The sequence below is a fragment of the Cognaticolwellia aestuarii genome (assembly GCF_002000025.1).
Classification (GTDB): domain Bacteria; phylum Pseudomonadota; class Gammaproteobacteria; order Enterobacterales; family Alteromonadaceae; genus Cognaticolwellia; species Cognaticolwellia aestuarii.
Window position 1 is genome coordinate 42,578 of the sequence record NZ_MUZV01000016.1, and the last position, 22,565, is coordinate 65,142.

The window sequence follows — 22,565 nt, forward strand, 5'->3', positions numbered from 1 at the left end:
AGTTTATGAACTTCACAACAAAACATTTAATTACCTTTAATGTCACCTGCCGTGTGCTGATTGCCTTGGTTGGTGGCTACCTATTATCAGCGTTAAGTGCGGTATTAATTGCAACGCACTTACCTGGCGATAAAATTAATAGCATTATCACCGGATTAATGTGCACTTTTATTATCTATACCCTAACCGTGATATTTGTCTTTGCTGCTAAAACAACACTTCGCGCTGGTATTGGCGTGCTTGTTCCCTGCTTATTAGTGTACTGCTTTAATCATTACTTTAATGGAATTTCTGTTTAATGAAACCTAGATTCAGACAGTCTATGGGCTGGTTGCATACGTGGGCAGGGTTTGCCTTTGCTTGGCTATTATTTTTCATTTTTGTTACCGGTAGTGCCGGTTATTTTGAGAATGAAATCGATCGTTGGATGATGCCTGAAATAGCGGTTGTTAACAAACCAATAGATGATTTTTCAGTATTAACTAGCGCCGAGCAACAACTCGATACTTTAGCTGCTGATGCCACACAATGGTATATAAGTTATCCGACTGGCCGTGATCCCTATATTGGTATTTCGTGGTTGCAGCCCGCCAACGCTGAATTAGGTACGGCTCGACAATGGCATAAAAAATTCCTGTCTCCTGATACGGGCAACACTATTACCGCCCGTAAAACCAGTGGTGGTGAAACCTTGTACCGCCTGCATTATAACTTACATTATGTGCCCGTTCTCATCGGTTATCTCGTGACCAGTTTAGCAACATTATTTATGTTAATCGGCTTAGTGACTGGGGTGATTATTCACAAAAAGATTTTCATTGAGTTTTTTACTTTTCGAAAAGGTAAAGGGCTTCGTTCTTGGCTAGATATTCATAATGTTTTTAGCGTACTGCCATTGCCTTTTCATTTAATGATCACCTACAGCGGCCTTATTTTATTGATGGGTGTATCATTTTTTCCCGTCATTGATAATACCTACGGCGTAAGTAAAAAAATGCATCGACAGTTTTACGATGAATCGCAAGTAGAGGATAAGCAGCAACAAATTATTGATTTAAATACTACAGAACTATCCCTTAAAGCCATATTAACCGATGCGAAAGCGCGCTATGAGAATCAAAACGTCAGTTATCTTGGCTTAATTGACCGTAATACCGAACAGCCCGGTTTTGAAGTTTGGTTTGAAGGTGATGAAGGTCTAGAGTTTGCAACACTGATGACTTATCGCATGGTAAATGGTCAAGTTCAACTAGAAAAATCATTGGGTAAAGCCCACAGCGCAGCAAAAGTATACGACATATTAGAACACTTACATGAAGGCTTATTTGCAGATATTTACTTACGTTGGCTTTATTTTATCTCAGGATTACTCGGTGCAGCGATGATAGCTTCAGGCATGATTATCTGGGTGAAAAAACGCCAAAAACAACAGACAATATTTATCAACTTAATCGACAGATTAAATGCGGCAGTGATCGTGGGTTTACCTATTGCCATTGCGGGTTATTTTTGGAGTAATCGCTTATTACCATTAGCAATGGTAAATCGTGCCGCATGGGAGGTACATTCTCTCTTTATAGTATTCGCGGCATGTATCTGTTTTTGTGCGGTAAGTTCAACGGATAAAGTCTGGAAAAGCATGCTCTGGATCGCGGCAATTGCTTACGCACTGTTGCCCCTCGGTAATATATTAACCACTGAGCATAGCTTGCTTGCCAGTGCGCAAAACAGTGATTGGTTGATGTTAGGATTTGACCTAATCATGTTGTTATTTGCCGCTTGCTTTGCGCTTGCAGCTGCTTTAATAAAAAACAAAGACAATAAAACAGTACAAGCCTAACAACGTTTTATTAATAAAATGCTGCATACGAATAATATGCAGCAAAAGCTAAACAAGATGAGAGACCTTATTCTACTATGTTAATTTTAATGCAAATATTACTGCAACTGCTTGCTTTTACCTTGTTAAGCCTCTCTCTTACTCGTCATTACAGTCAAGTAATGAGTCAAGCTCAACGACTGGCTAAAAGTACCGTTTTAACTTTTAGAATCAGTGGTTATTTATTACTGACGACTGCCATTATTTACGCGGTATATAGTTGGGGGTGGGCATTAGGTTTGGTTTATAGTTTAGCAACAGCCACCCTAGTATCGACATTTTTAGCTGTATTATTAACATACAAACCACACTATTTAGCGTTTGTAATTATCCCCTTCAAACCTAAAGATTTAACACTTTAGCAAAACAACATGAGATGAAATAAATGTGCTGGAAAGTGGCATAATTTGTCGGTATAAACTTGAAATGAACAGCATAAAATATGAATTGCTAAACCATAGTTATAGTTAGGGTCAGTGCATGGGGTTATGGCTTTAAGTCTCAAATGACCACTACTGCTATAAGCTTAAACCACTCCTTTAAACTCAAATGTTATATATAGTCACTCAGCACTTAAATGCGCCTTTTTATGGTACCTCGACGCATCTAAGTTGTTTTGAAACGTCATAGTCGATAGATTTGTCACACGAGTGTCATCTAACCGTAACCAAACCGTCATATTAAAACGTGAAAATTCGGCATCGTTCAGAAACGTTAACGTTAGTTACAGGGTTGGATGCCAGTGCGAGTTTCAAGTTTTTCAAAAGTATCAGTGATCGCTGTCAGTTTATTTGCGGCCGTTTTTTTAACCACCATGTATCATGTTGGCAATTCACTTACTACCAGTCGCGCACAACTCGCCGACTACCAAGCTCTAAAGTCAGCAACTACAGTTAGCTTTTATCGCACCATTGCACAGTATTTACAATCTGGCGATGCTGCTTTACTGACTGAAGCACAACAGCAATTGGCATTAATCAACGAACAGAGCAAAAAACTGAATTTACCCGATTTAACCAAGCACCTTGAAGAAAAAACGGCCCAACTTGATCATGATATAACAACTAAGTATCGTGCTTTAGGCAAGCTAAGTGGTGATCCCCTAGCGTTACTTCGCAATGCCGAACAAAACATGTTGTCGTTAACCTTTGCTCTTGCTGAATATTCGCAACAAAGCCAAAAGTTGAGCACGCAACAACGTATCGATTACTTAGCTAATAATCAACTAATCGCCAAAAGCTTAAATGAGCTAATCCACAGTCGAGAGAAGTTTTTCACCTCCGATGCCAAACGTGCTGACCATCTGAATATTATTGTTGATGAATTAAAGAATTTAATACAAAAATTAGAAAAAATGCCTGCTTTAGCCATATATGATGAAGTGGATGAAGATGATTTTTTTGCTGATGAAGAAGATAATGAAGACTTAGCCGACGAAGCAATAAATGAGCTAAGATCGCTTAGCAATAGGTACCTTAATGAGTTTAACAATACCTTAACTCTCAAGCTGAGCAGCCAAGCAGGCCTTCAACAACTCGTTACGGATGTAGAAACATTAGAGCAAATAATTCTGACCGGCGAAACAACCATCGTTGATGAACAAAAAGAGTTAAATCAACAATTAATGTTGATTGTTATCGGTTTAACGACATTTTTAATATTTTTCTTAGTGGCTAACTATGCCTTACAGCGTACGGTTATTTTAAATCCATTACGCAAATTACGCGATAGCTTTGTCGCCTTAGTTGAACAAGGTAAAGTTGATAACATTGAAGGGATTTCGGTTAAAACTGAACTGGGTGAAATATCATCTAGCTTTAATGAAATGGTCAATAAACTCGCCAATGATGATCGGCAAAAAGCCCACCAACTTGACCTAGTAGCTAACGCGCTAAAAGCGATGGAAAGCCAAGTTCACAATATTTATCAGTCTTCCGCCAGCACCAGTGAACATGTACAAGGCGCACGTCAAATTATGGCTGCACTGGGGCAAGCAACGGAAACAGTGAATGATTTATCTGGTCAAGTGGTCGGCAATGCCCAAGCCACACAACAAGCAATGGAAGCAAGTCAAGCGCGAGTCGGGCAAGTATTAAAAGCCAGTGAATCAACCAATATTGCCGCGCAACAAAGCAAAACCGCCATTACCTCACTATCACAATCAGTTAACAGCGTAACCTCTATTGTGGATGTTATCGCCGCCATTGCTGACCAAACCAACTTACTCGCATTAAATGCTGCTATTGAAGCCGCTAGAGCCGGTGAACATGGCAGAGGCTTCTCTGTAGTAGCTGATGAAGTCAGACAATTAGCCGGTAAAACCCAAGAGTCATTGCAACAAATTTCAGCCAAGCTTGAGCAATTACAAAGTGCAACTAACTCAATTCAATCCACCATTGTTGACATAGAAACCGCGTCAGCTAACCAGAAAAATATTGCTGATGAATTACAAAAAACCGCGATTGAGGTCACTGACCAAGCTAAAGTTTCGGCTGAAGTTGCCTTAAACACTTTAGAGCAAATTACCTTACAACGAGAGCATTTTATAACCTTTGAAACGGCAATGAGCAATGTTGATCAAGAAGTCGGTCAATCACAAGAGTTAGCTGAAAATATTGCGAAAGACGTGAGTAGCCATGTTTCAGGTATCAGCGAAACTTTGCAGCAGGCAAGCTAAAGTTAATAATTTTGATGGCTATCAAAGCCGTTTTATGAAGTAATAGCCACTTAGCTATTATTCATTCTAACTTTATACGGGACACACTATGATACAAGTCAATGCGACTATGCCAAGTGGGCAATTACAAGAATTAAAAAATGGTGAGATGATCAGCCATGATACTTCAGAACTTTTTGCTAATAAAAAAGTTGTCATGTTTGCTGTGCCGGGTGCATTTACCCCAACGTGTTCGGCAGCACATTTACCAGGTTATGTGGTTTCAGCTGATGAATTAAAGGCTAAAGGCGTTGATGCCATTATTTGTTTATCTGTTAATGACGCTTTTGTTATGGCCGCATGGGGAACAGCGCAAAATGCTGAAAACCTGATGATGTTAGCGGATGGCGATGGCAGTTACACAAAAGCGCTAGGTCTAGAAATGGAAACTGCAGCATTTGGTGGCTTACGTTCTCAACGTTATTCAATGATCATCGACAACGGCGTAGTTACAAGCTTAAACATTGAAAAACCGAAAGAATTTGAAATTAGTAACGCCGAAACCATTTTAAGCCAGCTATAAACTGCTGTTTCAGCAAACTACTAGGGAGCCATGCTCCCTTTTTTAATCGCCCCACGGTTTTTATTACTATGTTTAACGAACTATTTTATTTGAAACGTTAAAGTAAGATAAATAAAAACCATTATCATTGCCTGTACCCCTTGATTTATAAGGGATTTAGTGAATATATCACTTGAATTTATTTACATATTCACGCACACTGCCGAACATAATTTATGTGATAAAACGCACAACGAGGTAGCACAATGTTAAAACCTGAAATGGTTAAGCAGTTAAACAAACAAATCAACTTAGAATTTTATTCTTCTAATCTGTACTTACAAATGAGCGCCTGGTGTGAAGAAAAAGGTTTTGAAGGTGCTGCAATGTTTATGCGTAAACATGCTGCTGAAGAAATGGACCACATGACTCGCTTATTCACTTATGTCAGTGAAACAGGCGCCTTACCAATTTTAGGTACCATTGATGCGCCACCACATGAATTTGAATCATTAGCCGATGTTTTTGAAAAAACCTATCAGCACGAATGTGAAATTACTGAACACATTAACACCTTGGCGCACCAAGCATTTAGTAACCAAGATTATTCTACTTTTAACTTTCTACAATGGTATGTTGCCGAGCAGCACGAAGAAGAAACTTTATTTAAAAGCGTTTTAGACAAAATCAATTTGGTAGGTCACGACGGCCATGCATTATTTTTTGTTGATAAAGACTTAGCTGAAATGGCAAAAACTGGCGGCGGCAGTATTATGACCACGGCATCTGGCCAGTAGATACAAAATATTAACGTTACGAAAAACATAGTAGCGAAAAACATACAAAAAAAGGCTTACTTAAATAATTAAGTAAGCCTTTTTATTGTTTTCTATTGATGACAAGCTACAAGGCTATTTTTCAGTAATAAGCATTATTCTTCTTCGTCATCGGTTTGTTTTAGTATTTCTGTACGATAACCTGTAGGCTCATTAATATCGGCTTCAACGATTAAAAATAATTCTTCTGATTCTTCATTAAGCACCAGTTCAAAGCTTGAAAGAATTACATCGCTACTATCAACTTTAGCTACGGCAAACACTTGATAAGTATTGTTCTGTAGGTAAACAGATTCAGGTTGAGTATAAGCTGCACTGCGATTATACAGCGCTGTTTCTATAGTTTCGTCACTACGGACAAAATAGAAATTAACTAAGCTAAAATCATCGCTATCAACCAAGTTTATCATGGTAATTTGGTGATCGTAGATACTTTCTCGTGTGCTGTTATTAACCACAAGAGAACGAATTTTCACTTCAATTTCATCGACAATACCATCATTATCTTCATCAACATTACCGTCACCATCAAGGTCAACATCTTCTTCATTTAAATAGAAGAAAATAGTTTTATTGGTATTTTCAGCTAAACCTAACAAATGGTTACTCAACAAAGATTCTGTGGTATTTGGAATTAACAAATCTAAGCTGTAATCACCTTTATTTTGAATTTTTGTTTCACTAAAATCACCACGCTCAAGTGCCTTTATCTCGGCTTCATCGTCAACACCATTAATGTAAACGTCGAATGTTCCTGTGTAGTTTGGAATCAAATCATGCTCTGTAATGGCATTATAAGCTCTGAATCTTGCCTCTGAATCAGTATCTAAATATTCAGTTATTGAGGAGTTAGATACACGATCTAGTGCGTAAGGTGAATTACCTGAACCACTGTTCTCACGTACTATCATCACATATTGTGCGGGGTAAGCGTAATCAATATCACTTGACGTAAATAATACCTCTTCAGTGCCTGACTTGGTGACATAGAAAATATATTCGTCTTGCTCAAATTTTTGGTTGTCTGATAATTGCTTATAATTATATTGCCCTACCAATGTTGCTTCATTGAAAGTTTCATCAGACTCTGACATGTAGACATCAACACCTGAAGAGTCAGGGTGTAAGTTTAATATTCGTAAGTTAAATAGATCATTATCTTCGTCTTCATCATCATCAACGAGGGCAATATTATATGTTTCAACTTGTGCTGAGGTAATGTCACCGGTTAATACTAATAGCTGTATATTATCTTTAGTTACTGTTACTTGACCCTCTGCTATTAATGCTAAATCATCACGGTCATTACTGTCTTCGTCTTGCCAACCCATTTCATAAAAATAAGTATGTGGTTCTACCTCGAAGTTACTCAGTGCTTCGGTATATTCAACGCCATTAAAGGTAACTTCATAATTATCATCATCATCGTCATCATCTGACTCAAGATCTTGGTCAATAGTCAGCAGGACTGCTGGTGCATTTTTCGAACTATTATAAAACTTCACATAACCAACGTCAGAGTCGTCATCACCGCCGCCACAACCAGCAAGCACGAACACAGAGGCAAACAGTAGTATTGTTGAAGATGAAATAGTTGAAAACAGGTGGGATTTAGAACTCATATATTTTTCCAATAAAGTTAATGGCCATTACTGCACAGAACTACCGGCAGATCATTAATGCTCTCACCTGAAAACAGCTGAAGAAGCATGTTGTAGAGCCATATTTTAGGAGTTAGTTCTCAAGATCACATCATCTTTGCATTTCTTTACTTAACCATACTTTTCTTTACACACCAGAAAAATAAAGGGCTGCAGAATAGCGCTATAAAATCAAAATAAACAAGTATAAAAGCAAACCACAACAAAGAGCTATTGAGATAAATCAGCAGTAATGATGTGCGGCTTAATGACATGAAAAAATAAGTTTTGGCTATTTAAAAACACATAACTTTATTACGGACATCATAATGGCTTCAAACAGCTCTTAAAAATAATACCTAGCATTTTATCTTATCGCTCTACTGAATCATCTCAAGTATAATAATGTTATCTAAAACATAGACTGGGTTGTTTCGTTGATATTTTCTGATGTAATTATTATTGGTGCGGGTGCAGCAGGCTTAATGGCTGCCGCTACCGCAGGCTATCGTGGCCGTAGTGTTACCGTACTAGACATGGGGAAAAAACCAGGCAGAAAAATATTAATTTCTGGCGGCGGTCGCTGTAACTTTACTAACGAAAACGCTAGCCCTGAAAACTATCTTTGCCAGAACCCACACTTTACTAAATCAGCGCTTAGCCGCTATAGCGCACAAGATTTTATTGAGCTTGTTGATCGTCATGGCCTAAATTATCATCATAAAACCTTAGGGCAATTATTTTGTGATAACAGCGCTCAAGACATTGTCGATATATTGATGACCGAATGTGAATGGGCAGGTGTAGAAGTGGCTTTGCGTAGCGAAGTAATTTCAGTTAACAAAAGCGACACCGGTTATGAAATTGTTACAACAAACGAAAGCTACCAATGTGAATCTTTAGTGATCGCCTCTGGTGGTCTAACTATGCCGAAATTAGGGGCGAGCCCTATTGCTTATAAAGTTGCGGAGCAATTTGGCCTCAATGTTTTACCTACCACGCCAGCATTAGTTCCTTTTACTTTGCATGATCATGATAAACAAAAGTTTGACGGCCTGTCAGGTATTAGCCTGCCAACTGAAGTTAGCAGCGAAGATGGCACCAAATTCAAAGAGAACATCTTGTTCACTCATCGTGGTTTATCTGGTCCTGCCATTTTGCAAATATCATCATTTTGGCGTGCTGGGCAAGCGGTAACCATCAACTTGCTACCTGAGTCTCCAGTTGAAGAATTAATAAGTGATTGGCGTGAAACCAGTGGCCAAAAATCACTAAAAAATATGTTAGCCACTGTTTTACCCAAACGCTTTGTCGAGGCCTTAGTCAAACAAAAAGACATCACAGACAAAGTTATCAATCAAATCAGTAATGACGAAATTACCTATCTAGAACAATATTTACATCAATGGCAAATCAAACCTAACGGCACTGAAGGTTACCGTACAGCAGAAGTTACCTTAGGTGGTGTCGATACCGATGAACTATCATCAAAAACTTTTGAAGCAAAAAAAGCAAAAGGCTTATTTTTTATTGGTGAAGCCATCGACGTAACCGGCTGGTTAGGCGGCTACAACTTTCAGTTTGCGTGGAGCAGCGGTGTTGCGTGTGGGCAAGCGGTTTAGTGTAGTAGTTCAGAATGAAAACAGCTACGTTCAGATCTAACTAGATACAAATAGATGGTTCGTTACCATCTATTTGTAGGTTAAAGACTGCTTTATTCGATTATAAACGTAAACAATATTGAGCAAACTAAGCTTGATATGCATTAGCTCAAGCCTGAATAGACACTTTTGGTAAATAGATTTTTCCCAAGCCTGACAGCCTCAAAAACCACCACAGCAGTCATTCGTCATAAATGAGTTTTAAAAAGGCAAACACATAGAGAGGCTCTCATATTGTGACCTCATCACTGCCTACTCTATCTATCCATATGTTAAGAATGCAAAGTCCAAAAAGTTGTTCGACGAATTTTACGGATATAATTTCCGAATAATACACCGATGTATATAAATGTAATCAAATGTATCCAAAGTGCTTTTTATCGCAAGATTCTGGCACTTTACCCTAAGCTTGCGCGCACTGAATAGCTGAACAATTTATACTAGTGTCAGTATAATTTTTGAGATAATTGAATGAACTTAACGCGCAATGCTTTAAAAAATCCGGCCGCTGTCATTGTCATTGTTGCTTTAGTCATGGTGTTTGGCTTAATGAGCGTATTTAAACTACCGATTCAATTAACCCCTGATATTGAGCAACCACAAATTACTATCTCTACCGGCTGGCGTAGTGCTGCACCTGCCGAAATGGAGTCGGTAATTATTGAACCCATTGAAAATGTTGTAAAAAACACTCAAGGTGTAACAAAGGTAACCACGAGTATTCAACGTGGTTTTGGTAACATAACGCTAGCTTTTGACGTAGGTGCTGATATGCAACAAGCGATGCTTGATGTAATTAATAACCTGAATCAAGCACCACCATTACCTTTAGACGCTATAGAGCCCGTAGTGTCGTCCGGTGGTGGTCGTGGCGGACCAAATACGGCTTCTTTGATGATTAAAACCTTGCCTGATAATAGCAATACTGATTTAGGCTTATATCAGAAATTAATTGAAGATGTCGTTGAACCACGCTTTGCCCGTATTCCGGGAATGGGACAAGTTAACTTAAATAGTTCACGCCCGCGCGAATTACGCATTACTTTTGACCCTATGCGAGCAGCAGCACTTGGTTTATCAATAGCAGATATCAGTGCCACCATTGCGCGCGCTAGTGATGTATCTGCAGGGGTAGCTAATGTTGGTCGTCGACAATATACCGTGCGCTTTTCTGGGCAGTATAGTGTCGAGAATCTCACCGAAATGATTATTAGCTTCAGTGGTGATAGACCCATTTATTTAAAAGACGTTGCCACCGTAGAAAACACCTTAGTCGACCGCTTTGGCTTCAACTTACGTAGTGGTCAACCATCTTATTATTTTACCTTAAAGCGACAAAATGACGCTAACACTGTTGCGCTACTCGATGAAATTAATATTGCGGTTAAAGAGCTTAACGCTGGGCCTATGAAAGCGGCAGGCTTAATAATCGAGTTAAGTTTTGACTCTTCTGTACATATTCGCAACGCCATAAAACTTGTCCAAAACAATCTAGGTTTAGGGGTGCTGTTAGCATTAATTATTCTTTGGCTGTTTTTAAGAGGTGTACGCAACACCTTAATTATTGCAGCCACTATTCCGGTGTCATTAATGGTGTCGTTTATTGCACTTGCTGCTTTTGATCGTAGTTTAAATGTTATCTCATTAGCTGGTTTAGCCTTTTCTGTTGGTTTAGTGTTAGACGCCGCTATTATCGTACAAGAAAATATTGTTAGACTGCGCAGTTTAGGCATGGACAGTAAGAAAGCAGTAATGCGTGGAGCTTTACAAGTGACAGGAGCATTATTTGCATCAACCGCAACCAGTGTCGCGATATTTTTACCTATTTTATTTATGAAAGGTATTGAGGGACAATTGTTTTCTGATCTGGCGTTAACCCTTTCTATTGCCGTTATTGCTTCTTTGGTATCAGCTATTACTATTATTCCCATTGCCAGTAAGTACTGGTTAAAAGCCGATGAAACTCCAGATCCTTTTGCGCATTATTGGCAAAAGTTAACTCACTTAGTCATGCGATTAACCCAGTCATCAACTCAACGGCTGACTTGGATTGCTACCCTACTCGGCGGCTCAATACTCGTTACTGTATTGATGATGCCTAAAACTGATTTTATGCCACGCGCACCAACCGATGGTTTCTTCTATAGTTTGAATATGCCGCCTGGCGGCAATGTCGACTTTATTGAGCATGAGTTTGCCAGTTTGGTAAAAGAGCGTTTAGCACCTTATTTGAGCGGTGAAAAAATGCCGAAAATTAAAAGCTATAACTTTTACTCTTTTGGCTCAGGCTCAACTGGCGGGTTTATTTATTCTGACGATCCCACACGCGTTGAAGAGTTGATGCAAGAAATACAAACTAAAGTTTTCTCTAACTTACCCGACACACAGGTTTTTATATTCCGGGGATCAATGATTAATGTTTCCGGAGGCGGCAATGGTCGCACTATAGATATTGACATTAAAGGCCCTGACATTGAACGGTTAATGGCTGTTGCGCAAGCAGGCATTGACGCTATTAATGACAACATGGTTGGTACAACCGCTTTTCCTAATCCAGGGTTGAGCTTATCTGAACCAGAACTAAAACTTGTACCTAATGATCAACGAATCTCACAAGCCGGTTTAACTCGCCGTGATGTTGCTAATGCTGTTAGGGCATACACCAGTGGGCTGTTTGTCAGTGAATATTTTGATGGTAACGACCGTGTGAATGTTATTTTACGGGGTAAACAGTGGAATACACCTGATGAACTTGCCTCTTTGCCCATTCATTCTCCATTAGCCGGTGTTCAAACCATTGGTGAGCTAACCGAGATCACTCGCACAGCAGGCCCGACACAGCTACGCCGCGTTGACGGTAAACGTACTATCAGTTTGCAAGTTTCACCGCCAGCAGATATGTCACTTGAAGAAGCACTCAGCTCAATTGAAGCCAGTGTTTTACCTTCTATGAAAGCTCTACTACCTGCAGACTCTTCTATTCTACTCAGTGGTAATGCCAATGAAATGGCTGCAGCTATCAACGATATGTTGAAGAACTTTGTCTTAGCGCTACTCATTTTATTTTTATTAATGACGGCACTATTTAAGTCTGCCAAAGATAGCTTACTTGTGTTGTTAGTTATGCCGATGGCTGTGGCGGGTGGTGTATTAGCATTAAATTTATTAAATGTATTTACTTTTCAATCACTTGATTTGATGACTATGATAGGTTTTATCATTCTACTCGGTTTAGTGGTTAACAATGCTATTTTATTGGTTGATCAAACGAGAGAAGGTGAACGCGCAGGCTTATCTACACACAATGCGGTTGCTCAAGCCGTTCGCATTCGTGCTCGTCCTGTTTACATGAGTACCTTAACCAGTTTATTCGGTATGCTGCCACTCATGTTGATGCCGGGAGTTGGCAGTGAAATTTATCGAGGTTTAGCGGCTGTAATTGTCGGAGGTATGTCCATCAGTGCTATTTTTACTTTGGTATTATTTCCGAGTTTATTACGACTTAATGAAAAAAATTCAGCAAACAATACTCCTGATCATAAACCAAATAATACTGCCGAGCTAAATACCAAGCCAGCACCATTAGCAAGTAATCACTAAAGGAAGCACCATGTTTACAATGAAAAAAATTATTAGCGCCATATTTAGTGCCAGTATATTACTTGCAAATAATGCCATAGCGGCCAATAGCCCTGCACCTAAACCGGTTAAAGTGGATCAAGTAAAAGCAATGAGTTTAAGCGCTACCACTGACTTAATGGCAACAATACACAGTCGCTCACATGTGCCAGTAACAGCTGGAGTTAATGGTCGTATTGAGTGGCTTGCTGAACCCGGTAGTATGGTACAAGCAGGTGATGTATTGGTAAAAATGGATTTATTACCTTTAAAACTCATGCAGCTGGAGCAACAAGCGCAATTAAAACGTGCAAAAATTAATGTTAACTATTTACAGAATGAAGTTCAGCGCCTAGAGAAGCTTAAACAAAGCAATTCTGCATCACAGTTCCAGCTTGATCAAACCCAGTCACAGTATGATTTAGCTAAAACGGATATTGAAATTGCGGACTTAAAGTTACAGCAAATTAATGACCAGATACTACGCGCCAATGTCACCGCGCCATTCTCAGGCGTTATTACTGAGCGCATCGTACGTGCTGGTACTGACGTTAATCGCAGCGATACTTTACTAAAATTACTCGATACAGAGCATTTAGAAGTACGTCTGTACGTGCCAATCAAATATTTGGCTTTTATTCGTAAAGGTCAAAGTTTAAATGTCAGCGCTAGCGGTCAATTAGTTAGTGCTGAGATTAGTGCGTTAATCCCAAGTGCTGATGCTAAGTCACAAACCTTTGAAGTACGAATTAATATTCCTGCACATTTAAATGAGTCATGGGCTGCCGGTCAACTTGTTAAAGTAACCGTACCAATTCAAGCCTCTAAAAACACCTTAACCGTACACCGTGATGCCTTAATTTTGCGTAAAGACGGTACTTATGTCGTGAAAATAGGTGTTGATAATAAAGTACATCGTTTACCGGTAATTGTGCGCAATGGCACTTTTGATCGAGTGAGTATTGAAGGTGAACTGCAAGACGGAGACAACGTGGCTATTCGCGGCGCTGAGCGTTTGAATGAAGGGCAACAAGTTGTTGTGCAATAACTAATATTAGAAAGCTTGGCTTGTGGAGCGTTTTTTGTGAATGTGGTTTGAAATTGTACGCTATTGCTTAAACCATCAAGCAATAGCGTACTATATCTACATGTGACTTACCTACAAATTAAAAATGATAAGTAACACCTATGGCGATATTGTTAACATCATTAACCGATAAGTTATAGCGACTCACTTTTAGGCTCACATCAATTTGCTCTGTTAAGGTATAGCCGAGTGCTAGGTTATAGAACAAATCAATATCATCTTCGTCCATTTCAATCACACTGTCATTAAGCTTACTGGTGTAATCAAGCTCCCAAGCCAATACGCCTAGACCTACAGATGCATGCATCGCATCGCTTTGCCAAAAAGTATATTGTCCCTGCAAGCTTATACCATCAACCAGTTTAGGTGCACTCTCTGCGAGTGTTTGATGAAAAGAACTCGCGGTAAGTGTGTCACCACTAAAATTCGCGGAGGCTTCCCCTAATTGCTCATAGCTCACCATGAAGGCGAAGGCGTCATACTTCACGCCACCACCCACACTATAACTAGCATCCGACTTATCGATATCACGGCTAGTAATACCAATATCACTTGGAGTGTTTATACTCTCACTGACTTGACTTTTACCTATGCTGCCAGTTAAGAACCACTGGGGTTCAGCTGCGGCAGCATTCATACTTGCTGCAACAACAAGCGCGACAGCCCCGTGTAAGACTTGCTTATTTACTAACTGGCGTTTACGACATGAACGATATAAAACCAAGCCTGTTAAAGCAATAATAACCCCTCCCATGCTGCCACCTTTTGATTTATTTTTCACTGTAACACTTTGGTAAGCCTTCACAACTACACTCACCTGTGCAGTTGCTTGATCACCTTGTCCATCATCAACTATATAAGTTATCACAGCAGTTCCATCAAAACCGCTTATCGGTGTATAAGTTAAGGTGTTGTTTTCATTTATCACAACCTCACCATTATCAACCGTCGCGTTAATAAGCACTAAACTATCGCCATCAGCATCAGTGTCATTAGCTAAAACATCAATCACAATTGCAGTGCGGTCATCTGTACTTGTTGTATCATCAAGTGCAATAGGGGCGTCATTAACATAAACCGTCACATCTACCATACTACTTGCGGTGCCACCGTTGCCATCTGATAAGCTATAAGCCACGGTATCCTGACCAACAAAATTATTAGCGCTTTGATACGCTATTTGGTTATCCGCGGTAATACTAACTACACCAAAGTTCGCACTGACAACACCTAACGTTAAGGTGTCTTGATCTGCATCTGTATCGTTAGCTAATACGTCAATCACAATCGCTTGATTACGTTTCACTCTAGCGTTATCGACTTGTGCAACCGGCGACGCATTATCTGTAATCAACACAGATACGCCACCCGGATCGACAATCGTACCATTACTAATGCCGTCATTATCATTCGGGCCACCGTCTTCAATCGTTAATTGTACACACCAATGACCTGCAGTTAACCCTGAAGTCCATAATGAACTTGCTGGTGGCGGACAGTATCCTTGTGTTCCAGCGGTAGAGTGAAGTTGGTTATTTGCATCTTCAACAAACACTCCCCAGCCCACACTCTCACTGTATTTACGATATACCGCGTCGGTAGGAATAGGCTGTAATTGTGGTAATACAATTTGATATGTTTGTCCGGCTTCTGGCAACCCCGTGACTATATAGTCAAAAATACCACCACTAAAAATAGCCTCACTATCAATCCCTATACTGTTTTCAACATCATTATTGGTTAATAACAATCCACCCGTATCACCAGCAGCTAAGGTATTGCCTTTACGCAAACATATACCTGGCTCACCTTCGATAAGAAATGCATCTTGTATTGCCGCTTGTTCTGGCATCACATTACATTCAGCAATAGCATCTTGAAAATCAGGAATACCATCTTGGTCAGCATCACCATACCCTTCTTCGTTATCAGGTATACGATCACCGTCAGTATCAATGTCAGTTAGCTCAGCTAAGTTAGCAACAACAGCTAAATACAGAGACTTGGTTGTAGATAAGCTTTCTATAGCATCATCAGTAGACGTTAAACCTACACGATAAACACCAACAGTAAGCCCACTTGGATCTAACTCAAGCGTATTTTCATCAAGCTGGTTGATATTAAGGGCGCTATCGTACGACCAAACACTGCTAACGTTATCGTCATTAGCATCGCTAACCGTTGCTTGCACAGTAACTACACCACCCGTTGAGGTAACCACTTGTCTAGACTCATTATCCTGTGAGCTGACCAATGAGATAGCTGGTGCAATGTTACGTTCAGCGATGGTAATAACATGGCTTGATTTACTACCGACATTGCCAGAATTAAGGCTTAACGTTAAAGTTTCATCGCCTTCAGTTTGGTTATCTTGAATGATGTCAACGACTAACTGTGCTTTTCTACCTGAACTTATAGTCACTTCATTGCTCGTAATAATGTAATCACTCTCATCAGCATTACCAGCCATATTAAGTGCTACCGTTACAGGGTAACTTGGTGCATCACCATTAAGTATCACATCAACCATCGCTGTTTTTCCTTCAACAACTATTTGATTTTTGCCAAGTGATATAAGCGGATTCACAATCACCTGTTGACTTGCCACACTCGTTAATCCGGTTACAGGGTCTGTTGCTTGCCAATAGGCAATATGATTGCCTGGCTTGAATAAATTACCACTATCCATTAACGATATAGCCAACGGCTTACCATCGCTAGTTACCGCTGTCGCAACACCCAAGTCTACTTTGGTATACAAACCTGTGGCATTTACTTCAACATTTTCAGGGACAGTAATAACCGGCACTGATGCACCTAGTTCGCCACTAATTGATAGATCCACTGTGCCATCAATAAATGCTTCACTACCATCCGTAATGGTATAAACCAACTTAATTTCACCGACAAAACCAGTTTGAGTAACCAATGTTAAGCTTTCACCATCATGAGTAACATTGCCAATACTGGTTGAAGCCCCGGTGATAACTAATGTATCTCCATCGATATCAACATCATTAGTTAATACATCTAAAACATAAGTATTACTATCATTTAATGTTAATTCGAAACGATCGGCGATAGCGGTTGGTTCTTGGTTGATGTTATTCACAACAACACTAAAGTTGAGACTATCCGTTGCGTTTTCAGCACCAGAGTTATCATTCACGGTAATAGTGATATCACTAGTAACATCTACATCATCCTGAACCGGTGTGCCTGAAATTGAACCTGTTGCTTCATCAAAGAGCATCCAGTCTGGGTGACCAATAATACTAAAGCTGTGAACATCGCCTTCATCTACATCCGTTACTGTTGGTGTAAAGCTGTATGCACTATCTTCGTTTACTTGATTATCCGGCATGCCACTAATCACAGGCGCATCATTTATATTAGAAACGGTAATGTTAAAGGCAGCTAAGCTGGCTGTTGCATTAGCGCTATCAGCTACCGTAATAGTAATATTGTTAGTGATACCAACATCATCATTATCTGGTGTGCCGGTTAGCTCGCCTGTTGAGGTGTTAAATGTTGCCCAACTTGGTTTATTAGCAATACTAAAGGTGGTGCTGTCGTCGGAGTCAACGTCAGTCACAGTTGGGGCGAAACTATAGATACTATCTTCCTTAACCTTAGTGACGGGTGTACCACTGATAACCGGAGCGTCATTAACATTGCTAACGGTAAGGTTAAAGGCTGCCAAACTAGCCGTTGCATTAGCACTGTCAGCTACCGTAATAGTAATATTGTTAGTGATACCAACATCATCATTATCTGGTGTGCCGGTTAGCTCACCTGTCGAGGTGTTAAATGTTGCCCAACTTGGTTTATTAGCAATACTAAAGGTGGTGCTGTCGCCAGAGTCAACGTCAGTCACAGTTGGTACGAAGCTATAAGGGCTATCTTCATTCACTTGCGTCGCTGGTGTTCCACTAATAACAGGCGCGTCATTAACATTGGCAACGGTAATACTAAAGGCAGCCAAACTACTACTTAATACGCCATCACTAACGAAAATAACCACACCACTCGTTGTACCTACATCAGCATTACCAGGTGTACCTGTTAATGCGCCTGTTACCGCGCTAAAAATGGTCCACGAAGGTTGGTTAATAATACTAAAGCTTAATGTACTACCCGCATCAACATCTGATGCGTTTGGAATAAAGCTATAAGCACTATCTTCATTCACTTGCGTCGCTGGTGTTCCGCTGATAACAGGCGCGTCATTAACATTGGCAACGGTAATACTAAAGGCAGCCAAACTACTACTTAATACGCCATCACTAACGGAAATAACCACACCACTCGTTGTACCTACATCAGCATTACCAGGTGTACCTGTTAATGCGCCTGTTACCGCGCTAAAAATGGTCCACGAAGGTTGGTTAGTAATACTAAAGCTTAATGTACTACCCGCATCAATATCTGATGCGCTTGGAATAAAGCTATAAGCACTATCTTCATTCACTTGCGTCGCTGGTGTTCCGCTGATAACAGGCGCGTCATTAACATTGGCAACGGTAATACTAAAGGCAGCCAAACTGCTACTTAATGCGCCGTCACTGACGCTAATAACCACACCAGTCGTTGTGCCAACATCAGCATTACCCGGTGTTCCCGTTAATGCACCTGTTACTGAATTAAAAGTAGCCCAAGTGGGTTGGTTAGTAATGCTAAAGCTTAATGTATTACCAAAATCAATATCTGACGCACTTGGTGTAAAGCTATAAGTTGCATCTTGTAAAACATTTGTAGGTGGTATGCCGTTAATCGTCGGAGCATCATTTACATTCAATACACTAAGATCAAAGGCTGGAAGGCTGTCATTAAGTGTGCCATCACTAACGGTTATCACAATACCGTTAGTAGAGCCAACATCACTATTCGTTGGAACACCCGATAATATACCGGTGGTTTCATCAAAGTTTGCCCACGTAGGTTTGTTCACAATGGTGAAGGTTAACTCATCTTCGTTAAAGTCACTGGCCGTAGGTGTAAAGTTGTAAGCAAAACCTTGGTTAACGCTAATTGATGGCGTACCTTGAATAACGGGAGCCGAATTCGGCACACTTGCGGTAATGACGTTATCGGTGGCATCTGTAATATCAAGAGCTTCGTCGGCACCGGCATTCCAATTATCATTGGCAGTAAGATTAAATGCGGTGCCATCAATAGCGAGTGTTCCCGTTTTGTTAATAATTTGATTAACAGCCGCTTTATCTGTTGCGCTTAGCGTCAGCGTGAACGACGTTGCTGAAGACACGTCAACGTTTGCAGTATCATCTAAAGCGTAAATAGCACCACCTTGACCAGTAAATACAAAAGCGTTAGCAGTTATATCGTTAGCCGAACCCGCAGCAGTTAAATAACCTGTACCTGTCACAACTAACATCCCTGTTGATGCATCGTAACTTGCTTGAGAAATGGTTGGTACATTGACATTACTAACTTCAATAGCGTTGCCAGTTATATCAGCTACCACCACAGTTTGATCAGCACCTGGAATCCAATCTTCCGCTGCAGCTAAGTTGTAAACCGTTGTATCTGTAGCGCTAGTGCCATTTTTATTCACAACTTTATTTAGTTCAGTCTTATCAGTTGCACTTAACGTAATGCTAAAAGTATTACCTGAAGATACCTCAACATTAGCAGAGTCGGTTAAGGTATATGCTAGTCCACCCTCTGCAGTTAAGCTGAATTTATTTGCCACAATATCATTATCATCACCGCTGCTAATCAATAAATTTGTTGCCGATACAGTTAAAACACCTATGTCAGCATCGTAATTAGCATCAATAATTTGGGGGATAGCCACATTACTAACCACAACAGGGTTAATACTGTCCTCTGCATCAGTCAAGTTGCTATTGTTGTTCCAATTAGCTAGAGCAGCTATGTTGTAAGCAAGAGTATCAGTAGAGCTTGAACCATTTTTGTTCATGAACAGATTGATCGCAGCTTTATCTTCATCATTCAACGTAACCAAGAAATGGTTACTTGAAGCTGCAGCAACATCCGCTGAAGTTAATGTATGTGATGTGCCACCTTCACCCATTAACGTAAAGTGATTAACACTAATATTGTCATTAATGACCATAGGGCCAGCTGAAACATTCAGCACACCCGTGCTGGCATCATAGCTTGCACCGTTGATCGCCGCAGCGGTATTAATGCTAAAGCTTGTTAAAGTAACAGCGGCGCTAGAGTTACCCACTGCATCGGTAACGGTAATTGTACAGTCACTATACGTACCATCTGTTAACACTGTAGTGTTATCGGTTTGTGTTAACGTAATGGTTGTGCTGCCTGAGCTGATTAAACCTTCATCAGTACTACCACAGCTGCCACCAACACTTAATGTGCCGGCTTTGGTTGTTGATATAGTAACATCGGGTGTAGTATCAGTATTGGGCGTCAATACAGCGGTTACTTCCGCCACCATTGGTGCAATAGAATCAACCAATATGCCCGTAGTAGTGCCAATACTATTCAAGGTTAAAGACGCATTATTGGATGCCGTATCTTTTATCGTCCCACCGTTTGCCGCTAAGTTACCAATAGCGATACCATCACTATCATTTTCTCCTGCTTGTACTGTGTAACGGAACAATAAAGCACTTGAACCAGAGCCGCTTAAGTATGTTGCTTGACGTGATGTCGAGCCAATAGTAAGCGTCAATTGCGGTGTACCACCGACAGTATTAACAATAACACCTTCATTAAAATTAACCGTGAAATCAAGGTTCTGACCCGCAATATAAGTAGCGCTAGCAGGTACATTGACTGACGTTGTTAATGGTGCCAGTGCATCGACCAAAACTCCTGTTGTTGAGCCAGTACTACTTAAGGCAAGTCCTGCATTATTAGCAGCTGCATCTTTAATCGTACCGCCGTTCGCAGTTAAGCTGCCAATATCGATACCATCACCGTCGTTTTCATCACTTTGTATGACGTAACGGAATAATAACGCCGTTGTACCAGAGCCACTTTGGTAGGTCGCTTGACGCGTAGTTGAGCCTATGATGATACCTAATTGTGGTGTACCTCCAGCAGTATCAACTGAAACGTTTTCATCAAAGTTCACCGTAAAATCAAGATTTTGCCCTGCAGTATAAGTTGCGCTTGCTGGCAAAGTTAGCGCCGTTGTTGCTGGCGCGGTTGCATCGAGAACAAAAGTTGTCAATGTTATTGGGGTACTAGAATTGCTTGCAGCATCCGTGACGGTAATTGTACAGTCACTATATGTGCCATCACTCAATACTGTACTGTTATCTGTTTGCGTCAACGTAATGCTAGTATTGCCTGAACTTATTGCCCCTTCATCAGCGCTACCACAACTACCACCAACACTTAACGTACCCGCTTCAGTTGTTGATATTGTAACGTTTGGTGTGGAATCATTGCCTGGCGTAGTCACTGCTGTTATTTCAGCAACTGTGGGAGCTACTGCATCAATCAATACACCCACTGTTGACCCGATACTGTTTAAGGTTAGCGTCGCATTATTAGAGGCCGCATCTCGCAAAGTACCGCCATTCGCACTCAAGCTGCCGATAGCAATACCGTCAGTGTCGTTGTCGCCTGCTTGCAGGGTATAACGGAATAACAAAGCACTCGTGCCTGAGCCGCTAACATATTGCGCTTGGCGTGTAGTTGCGCCAACAGTAATCGCTAATTGTGGTGAGCCACCAGTGGTATTAACGGTAATGTTTTCATCAAAGTTCACCGTAAAATCAAGGTTTTGACCAGCAATATAAGTGGCATTAGCAGGTACGCTTACTGACGTTGTGCTGGGTGCAGCCGCATCAACTAATACTGACGTCGTTGCACCGACACTATTTAAAGTTAAGGTTGCATCATTTGAAGCTGCATCACGCAAGGTACCGCCATTAGCTGATAAGGTACCGATAGCAATACCATCACTGTCGTTGTCGCCTGCTTGCACGGTATAACGGAATAATAAAGCACTCGTGCCTGTGCCACTTAAGTAAGTCGCTTGGCGCGTGGTTGAACCTACAGTTATCGCTAACTGCGGCGTGCCTCCCGTTGTATTCACAGTAACATTTTCAGCAAAGTTTACCGTGAAGTCTAAGTTTTGACCGCTAATGTATGTGGCATTCGATGGAACTGAAACAGAAGAAACCGTTGGCGCTACTGCATCAACCAATACTGAAGTCGTTGAACCCACACTATTAAGGGTTAAGGTAGCATCATTAGCAACTACATCACGAACTGTGCCGCCATTAGCTGATAGCGTACCGACAGCAATGCCATCGCTATCAGATTCACTCACTTGTACCGTATAACGGAATAACAAAGCACTCGTACCTGAGCCACTTATGTATGCCGCTTGACGCGTAGTCGCGCCAATAGTAATCGCTAGTTGTGGTGTGCCACCTGTGGTATTCACGGTAACGTTTTCATCAAAGTTCACCGTGAAATCAAGGTTTTGACCAGCAATATAAGTGGCGTTAGCAGGTACGCTTACTGACGTTGTGCTGGGTGCAGCCGCATCAACCAATACTGATGTCGTTGCACCGACACTATTTAAAGTTAAGGTTGCATCATTTGAAGCTGCATCACGCAAGGTACCGCCATTAGCTGATAAGGTACCGATAGCAAT

11 protein-coding genes are annotated in these 22,565 nt (G+C 40.7%); 9 read left to right on the forward strand and 2 right to left on the reverse strand.

The window, feature by feature from the left end; translation table 11 throughout:
- The first annotated feature begins 5 nt into the window (after positions 1–5).
- The 6 genes from B0169_RS17730 (at position 6) to ftnA (ending at position 5,894) form a co-directional block, all read left to right on the forward strand.
- The gene (locus B0169_RS17730; protein WP_077288244.1) at positions 6–299 is read left to right on the forward strand and encodes a hypothetical protein; all 294 of its coding nucleotides are present in this window, start codon (positions 6–8) and stop codon (positions 297–299) included.
- Positions 299–1,840 carry a PepSY-associated TM helix domain-containing protein gene (locus tag B0169_RS17735; RefSeq protein WP_235838627.1) on the forward strand — a complete coding sequence of 514 codons (1,542 nt, stop codon included), beginning with the start codon at positions 299–301 and terminating at the stop codon, positions 1,838–1,840. Before B0169_RS17730 ends, B0169_RS17735 begins: the two co-directional genes overlap by 1 nt.
- Before the next feature lie 89 nt (positions 1,841–1,929).
- On the forward strand, positions 1,930–2,241 hold the full coding sequence (locus tag B0169_RS17740; protein WP_158077123.1) for a DUF3325 domain-containing protein: 312 nt from the start codon (positions 1,930–1,932) through the stop codon (positions 2,239–2,241).
- Between the two features lie 380 nt (positions 2,242–2,621).
- Positions 2,622–4,556, forward strand: a complete 1,935-nt coding sequence (locus B0169_RS17745; RefSeq protein WP_158077124.1) for a methyl-accepting chemotaxis protein — start codon at positions 2,622–2,624, stop codon at positions 4,554–4,556.
- 88 nt (positions 4,557–4,644) lie between these two features.
- Entirely contained in the window at positions 4,645–5,118 is a 474-nt protein-coding gene (locus B0169_RS17750) for a peroxiredoxin (RefSeq protein ID WP_077288248.1), read from the forward strand.
- 245 nt (positions 5,119–5,363) lie between these two features.
- Positions 5,364–5,894, forward strand: coding sequence for a non-heme ferritin (gene ftnA / locus B0169_RS17755; protein WP_077288249.1), 531 nt, complete (start codon positions 5,364–5,366; stop codon positions 5,892–5,894).
- A 134-nt stretch (positions 5,895–6,028) separates the two neighbouring features.
- Here the strand turns inward: ftnA and B0169_RS17760 are convergent, their stop codons facing one another.
- Positions 6,029–7,555, reverse strand: a complete 1,527-nt coding sequence (locus tag B0169_RS17760) for a DUF4397 domain-containing protein (RefSeq protein ID WP_077288250.1) — start codon at positions 7,553–7,555, stop codon at positions 6,029–6,031.
- A 455-nt stretch (positions 7,556–8,010) separates the two neighbouring features.
- Between B0169_RS17760 and B0169_RS17765 the strand changes: the two genes are divergently transcribed.
- The 3 genes from B0169_RS17765 (at position 8,011) to B0169_RS17775 (ending at position 13,900) form a co-directional block, all read left to right on the forward strand.
- Positions 8,011–9,195: a BaiN/RdsA family NAD(P)/FAD-dependent oxidoreductase gene (locus B0169_RS17765; protein ID WP_077288251.1), complete on the forward strand. Its 1,185-nt coding sequence runs from the start codon at positions 8,011–8,013 to the stop codon at positions 9,193–9,195.
- Positions 9,196–9,705: 510 nt separating this feature from the next.
- A complete protein-coding gene (locus B0169_RS17770) occupies positions 9,706–12,834 on the forward strand; it encodes an efflux RND transporter permease subunit (protein WP_077288252.1) in 3,129 nt (1,042 codons plus the stop codon).
- A 10-nt stretch (positions 12,835–12,844) separates the two neighbouring features.
- Entirely contained in the window at positions 12,845–13,900 is a 1,056-nt protein-coding gene (locus B0169_RS17775) for an efflux RND transporter periplasmic adaptor subunit (RefSeq protein WP_077288253.1), read from the forward strand.
- A gap of 118 nt (positions 13,901–14,018) precedes the next feature.
- Here the strand turns inward: B0169_RS17775 and B0169_RS17780 are convergent, their stop codons facing one another.
- Positions 14,019–22,529 (reverse strand): Ig-like domain-containing protein, encoded by an 8,511-nt coding sequence (locus B0169_RS17780; RefSeq protein WP_235838628.1) that lies wholly within the window; start codon positions 22,527–22,529, stop codon positions 14,019–14,021.
- Positions 22,530–22,565 lie beyond the last annotated feature (36 nt).

Excerpts from the sequence above, each read along its gene's own strand:
- B0169_RS17760 (WP_077288250.1), bottom strand. The coding sequence starts at position 7,555 with ATGAGTTCTAAATCCCACCTGTTTTCAACTATTTCATCTTCAACAATA.
- B0169_RS17770 (WP_077288252.1), top strand. The coding sequence starts at position 9,706 with ATGAACTTAACGCGCAATGCTTTAAAAAATCCGGCCGCTGTCATTGTC.
- B0169_RS17735 (WP_235838627.1), top strand. The coding sequence starts at position 299 with ATGAAACCTAGATTCAGACAGTCTATGGGCTGGTTGCATACGTGGGCA.
- ftnA (WP_077288249.1), top strand. The coding sequence starts at position 5,364 with ATGTTAAAACCTGAAATGGTTAAGCAGTTAAACAAACAAATCAACTTA.
- B0169_RS17775 (WP_077288253.1), top strand. The coding sequence starts at position 12,845 with ATGTTTACAATGAAAAAAATTATTAGCGCCATATTTAGTGCCAGTATA.
- B0169_RS17740 (WP_158077123.1), top strand. The coding sequence starts at position 1,930 with ATGCAAATATTACTGCAACTGCTTGCTTTTACCTTGTTAAGCCTCTCT.
- B0169_RS17730 (WP_077288244.1), top strand. The coding sequence starts at position 6 with ATGAACTTCACAACAAAACATTTAATTACCTTTAATGTCACCTGCCGT.
- B0169_RS17750 (WP_077288248.1), top strand. The coding sequence starts at position 4,645 with ATGATACAAGTCAATGCGACTATGCCAAGTGGGCAATTACAAGAATTA.